The organism is Staphylococcus sp. 510 (genome assembly GCF_057219715.1).
Genome location: NZ_JBXVVK010000031.1, coordinates 1 through 4,698 on the forward strand (window position 1 = coordinate 1; position 4,698 = coordinate 4,698).

Sequence of the window (4,698 nt, forward strand, 5' to 3'; positions counted from 1 at the left end):
TTCTTTGTCCTTTTCTTATTGCATTATTTTTGCTCTTTTTTCTTTTTTGTTGATACTATAAACATCATAATTGTTGGGAAGAAAATAAGAAATAATGCTATCCAATTCATAAATATCACCTACCTAATCATTAGAATAGTTCTTATAAAATTACTTTACCCTTTAATCTTAATATAAATAAAGATGCTCTATCTATAAGTTTTCTCTGTCTTTTTTGAAATTCATAATAGCTTTTCTTAATTCTGTGTCATTTTTGAAACTATCAAAATCAATAAAGGCATTTTCATTTACATGTTCAAGAAAAAGATCAAACAGATTAGCTTTCTCTTTGAATATATCTCTCTCGCTTTTTAAAGTGTTATTACTGCTTTTGAGTTGCTCTATGATTTCATGCAAATCACTTGTATTATCTTCGCTTTTAATAACTGTTGGTTTAATGCGATTACCTAAAGCAACAAGTTTTGTATAGCTGGTTGGGTTAAGATGACGAATTTCTGCTAATTTTTGAATTTTATTGTACTCATCTTGAGTTAAGTTAACGTTTATAGTTTTTGCTTTTTTATTAAATGAACTAGGCATAAAACAACCACCTTTATGTATTAGTAATTACTCAATAAATTTTAACATATAATTATGAGTAATTACTAATTAAAATAGCACTGGTTATTTATGAGTAAATACTCAATTATAATGCTCACTTTTTTGAGCATTTAGGTTTTAGTAATTACTAGTGAGTAATTACTATTTTTTTCGGCAGAAAAAAATCATAAGGGGTTTGGGGAATATCCCCAACAAGCCGGTATATTCAGAACGAAGTGGCTAGAATATACGACGCTTGCCAAACCACAAAATTACTTGATAAAATCTGGCTTACCTTGTAAGCTAGATTTATATTAAGTAATGACTTTCGAAGAAAGCGTGGTGGGATTTGATGAGCGAACAAAATAACTTTGTGGCTAGCGACGAAACTGTTGGGCGAAACCATAAACCCAACCGTAAGGAGCCGAAACAAATTAGTTTTCGTGTGAGCGAATCTGAATATTTAAAGTTAAAGCAGTCTGCTGAAACTTTAAATATGAGTGTGCCTAATTTCGTTAAGAAAAAGGCACAGGGTAGTCGATTAGTCGCACCTAAATTTGATAAAGCAACGCGACAATCGATAGCCAAAGATTTAAGTAAGTTAGGTGCAAATGCGAATCAGATTGCGAAATATTGTAATCAACATCAATATGACGCACCTAACTATCCAGCGTTAGAACGTAATATCAGTGAGTTACGTGAAAGGCTTGATGAGATATGGCAACAACTAAATTAGGCAATACCAAATCGGCAAGTCGAGCAATCAATTACGCAGAAAAGCGCGCAGAAGAAAAGAGTGGATTAAATTGTGATATCGACTATGCGAAATCATCGTTTAAGCAAACTAGGGCTTTATATGGCAAAGAAAACGGTATTCAAGCTCATACAGTTATACAGTCATTCAAGCCTGGCGAAGTAACACCAGAACAATGTAATCAACTTGGCTTAGAACTAGCCGAAAAGATTGCTCCTAATCATCAAGTTGCTATTTATACACACACTGATAAAGAACATGTACATAATCATATTGTGATTAATTCGATTGACCTTGAAACTGGTCGTAAATATCAAAGTAATAAAAAGCAACGTGATTTTGTTAAGCGATCAAATGACGAGATATGTCGTGAACATGGTTTGAGTGTGCCAGAAAGAAATACGGCGAAGTTGAGATATACACAAGCCGAAAAATCATTGATAGAAAAAGACCAATATTCTTGGAAAGATGATTTGAGAGAAAAGATTGAAAATGTGAAAGACCATACAAGCGATTTTAAGAGCTTCTCAGAGCATTTAGCAGAATCAGGTATAGAATTTAAGGTAAGGGGCAAAAATGTCTCATATAAGCCGGAAAACGTAAATAAATGGGTGCGTGGCAAAACCCTTGGACAAGATTATGATAAGGGGGCGTTAGAATATGAGTTTGAAAGACGAGAAAGAGAAGAAAAACGAGAATCAGAAAAAGACCCAGTCGCAGAGTACACAGACCAGTTCGAAGTCGATTGGGACGCAGTCGAACACAACGCAGAACAACTTAGAAAGACAAGAAATCGAAGAATTGAAAAAGCAAAACAAGCTCATCATCAAGTATCTAACAGAGATACAAGAGAACCAGAACGCACGAGAGAAAGAACAAAAGGACATCACATCGAAATTGACAGGGGCGACGAAGGATTTTCGAGATAATGGTGTTAAAGTGCATAATGAGTTTACTAATATTCTTAAAGAAAAATTGGATAAGGTAAATACAGATGAATTAGCCAATATCATAGGCAGAGATATTTATAAGGTACGTGATGAAAATGAACGAATGCTACAAGAAGTTCGATCATCGCATGAAGAGTATAAAAAAAGAATTAAGCTAATGTATTATAGCTTTGGAGCTATGCTATTAATTTTCATGCTATTTGCGTTGATAATGACAATAGGCAGAGATTTTTTAGTTTTTTTACACATAGATTATTTATTACAAGCAATAGCTCATCAGATTAAAACATCTGATAATATTTTCATAGTATTACTTTTATGTGTAGTATATGCTTTACCTTACATTTTAGGTCTTGGTGGATTTTTCATCATGTACGAATGGATAAGAGAACGATTTAGAGATTAAGCACGCTATTATGCCGAGAAAATCTATTTGTCGATGAGAGCCCTTAATTAGACTAAAAGCGCCAGCGGTCGGATAGCGTCAGCTATCAAATCGACCGATGGACAGCTTTAGGATTATTAAGGAGCGCAGGATCATCGACAAATAGAGGAATTGGAATAATGCAATAAAATATAAAGATAATATAAATTATATTATTAATAAGTCTAAACTACTTTTAGATAAATAAGGTATGTATAGGAGGTGTAATTTATGTTTAAAAAGTTTTTTACAATTAGTGTTATTTTATTTGCAATTGATATGTTTTCGGTTGTATTTAAAGATTTGTTTTTACTTGGAGAAAAGACAACGACAATGAATGGATTTTTATTGTTTTTAACAATACTTTTTACTATCTCTATGATTTTAACAACATGCTTTTATTTTATTAGCAAAGAAAATGATAATACTAAAGAGTATAAAGGATTATATTTTACTGTTTTAATTTCTCTTCCATTTGTATGGTTAATAGTTGGACGTATTATAACTTCGCCTCTTCCATATATATTAAAATAGATATATATAACCATTATTTTTTAATTGCAAATTTTATAGAAATATGTGAATATATAAGTGTAAATTATCACTATATTTAAAGGAGGTTGTTAACATGAATTTACCTAATCCTTGGTGGACAGGAATAAAACTAGGTAATAAGCTCCATTTAAAACATAGTTGCCCTAATAACAATGATGGGGTTATGTGTACTGCTAAATAAGCAGGAATAAAAAAAGATTCGATCACATTTATATTTTCTGTGATTGAATCTTTTTTTATTTGATACACAAAAATATTAGCCATAATAGACCAAGCTTTTTTATAGTGTTATATTAATAACAAAATAAAAAAGAAGTCGTCCACCCCAAACCGACCAAAGTTTACGTGAACGACTAGCCAAAATATAAAACAGTCGATGTTTTTATGTTTTTGTATATTTTGATATTAAACGATATTTGATTATACTTCAACATTTACATTTGACGTTTGGGTGGACGACTTCTTAAAACAAATTAAGGAGTCGATTTTTTATGACTGAAGAAAATCATTCAAATCACTTACAAAATAAGTATTCAGACAGTCTTTCTAAAACCGGCTACTCTAATAGCCGGTTAAGTGTACCGATTTGGGACACCCCCCAACCAAAATTAAGTTTTGACGCTATGACAATTGTTGGGAATCTCAATCGTGACAATGCTCAAAAACTATCAGAATTTATGAGTATTGAACCACAAATTCGACTTTGGGATATATTACAAACTAAATTTAAAGCTAAAGCTCTACAAGAAAAAGTTTATATTGAATATGACAAAGTAAAAGCAGATACATGGGATAGACGTAATATGCGTGTTGAATTTAACCCAAATAAACTTACACACGAAGAGATGCTTTGGTTAAAACAAAATATTATTGACTACATGGAAGATGACGGTTTTACAAGAATAGATTTAGCTTTTGATTTTGAAGATGATTTGAGCGATTACTACGCAATGACTGATAAATCAGTTAAGAAAACTATCTTTTATGGTCGTAATGGTAAGCCTGAAACAAAATATTTCGGTGTAAGAGATAGTGATAGATTTATTAGAATTTATAATAAAAAACAAGAGCGTAAAGACAATGCAGATGTTGAAGTTATGTCTGAACATTTGTGGCGTGTAGAAATTGAATTGAAACGAAATATGGTTGATTATTGGAATGATTGTTTTGATGATTTACATATTTTGAAACCAGATTATTCAACAATAGAAAAAGCTCCAGACCGTCATACAATTATGGCTTTGTTATTTGATGAAAACGAATGGGGAAAATTAGAGCGTAAAAAGAAATACAGAATGAAAAAATTGATGACTGAAATATCTCCAATTGATTTAACAGATTTAATGAAATCGACTTTAAAAGCGAACGAAAAACAATTGCAAAAGCAAATAGAGTTTTGGCAATAAGAAAAGGATAGGGGAACCTACGTAAAAGGT

General features: G+C 31.6%; 6 protein-coding genes. 5 read left to right on the plus strand and 1 reads right to left on the minus strand.

What is annotated here, in order from left to right; genetic code table 11:
• Nucleotides 1–192: 192 nt before the first annotated feature.
• The gene (locus AC2D8K_RS12295; protein WP_368872823.1) at nucleotides 193–579 is read right to left on the minus strand and encodes a plasmid mobilization protein; all 387 of its coding nucleotides are present in this window, start codon (nucleotides 577–579) and stop codon (nucleotides 193–195) included.
• Between the two features lie 352 nt (nucleotides 580–931).
• Between AC2D8K_RS12295 and AC2D8K_RS12300 the strand changes: the two genes are divergently transcribed.
• The 5 genes from AC2D8K_RS12300 to AC2D8K_RS12320 all read left to right on the plus strand — a co-directional run bounded on the left by AC2D8K_RS12300 (nucleotide 932) and on the right by AC2D8K_RS12320 (nucleotide 4,668).
• The gene (locus AC2D8K_RS12300; protein WP_019236260.1) at nucleotides 932–1,315 is read left to right on the plus strand and encodes a MobC family plasmid mobilization relaxosome protein; all 384 of its coding nucleotides are present in this window, start codon (nucleotides 932–934) and stop codon (nucleotides 1,313–1,315) included.
• Entirely contained in the window at nucleotides 1,297–2,262 is a 966-nt protein-coding gene (locus AC2D8K_RS12305) for a relaxase/mobilization nuclease domain-containing protein (protein ID WP_079448953.1), read from the plus strand. The genes AC2D8K_RS12300 and AC2D8K_RS12305 overlap by 19 nt, the downstream gene beginning before the upstream one ends.
• Nucleotides 2,231–2,689 (plus strand): DUF334 domain-containing protein, encoded by a 459-nt coding sequence (locus AC2D8K_RS12310; protein ID WP_026088961.1) that lies wholly within the window; start codon nucleotides 2,231–2,233, stop codon nucleotides 2,687–2,689. The genes AC2D8K_RS12305 and AC2D8K_RS12310 overlap by 32 nt, the downstream gene beginning before the upstream one ends.
• 249 nt (nucleotides 2,690–2,938) lie before the next feature.
• Entirely contained in the window at nucleotides 2,939–3,241 is a 303-nt protein-coding gene (locus AC2D8K_RS12315; protein WP_079448952.1) for a hypothetical protein, read from the plus strand.
• Nucleotides 3,242–3,753: 512 nt separating this feature from the next.
• Nucleotides 3,754–4,668, plus strand: coding sequence for a replication initiation factor domain-containing protein (locus AC2D8K_RS12320; protein WP_382303473.1), 915 nt, complete (start codon nucleotides 3,754–3,756; stop codon nucleotides 4,666–4,668).
• Nucleotides 4,669–4,698 lie beyond the last annotated feature (30 nt).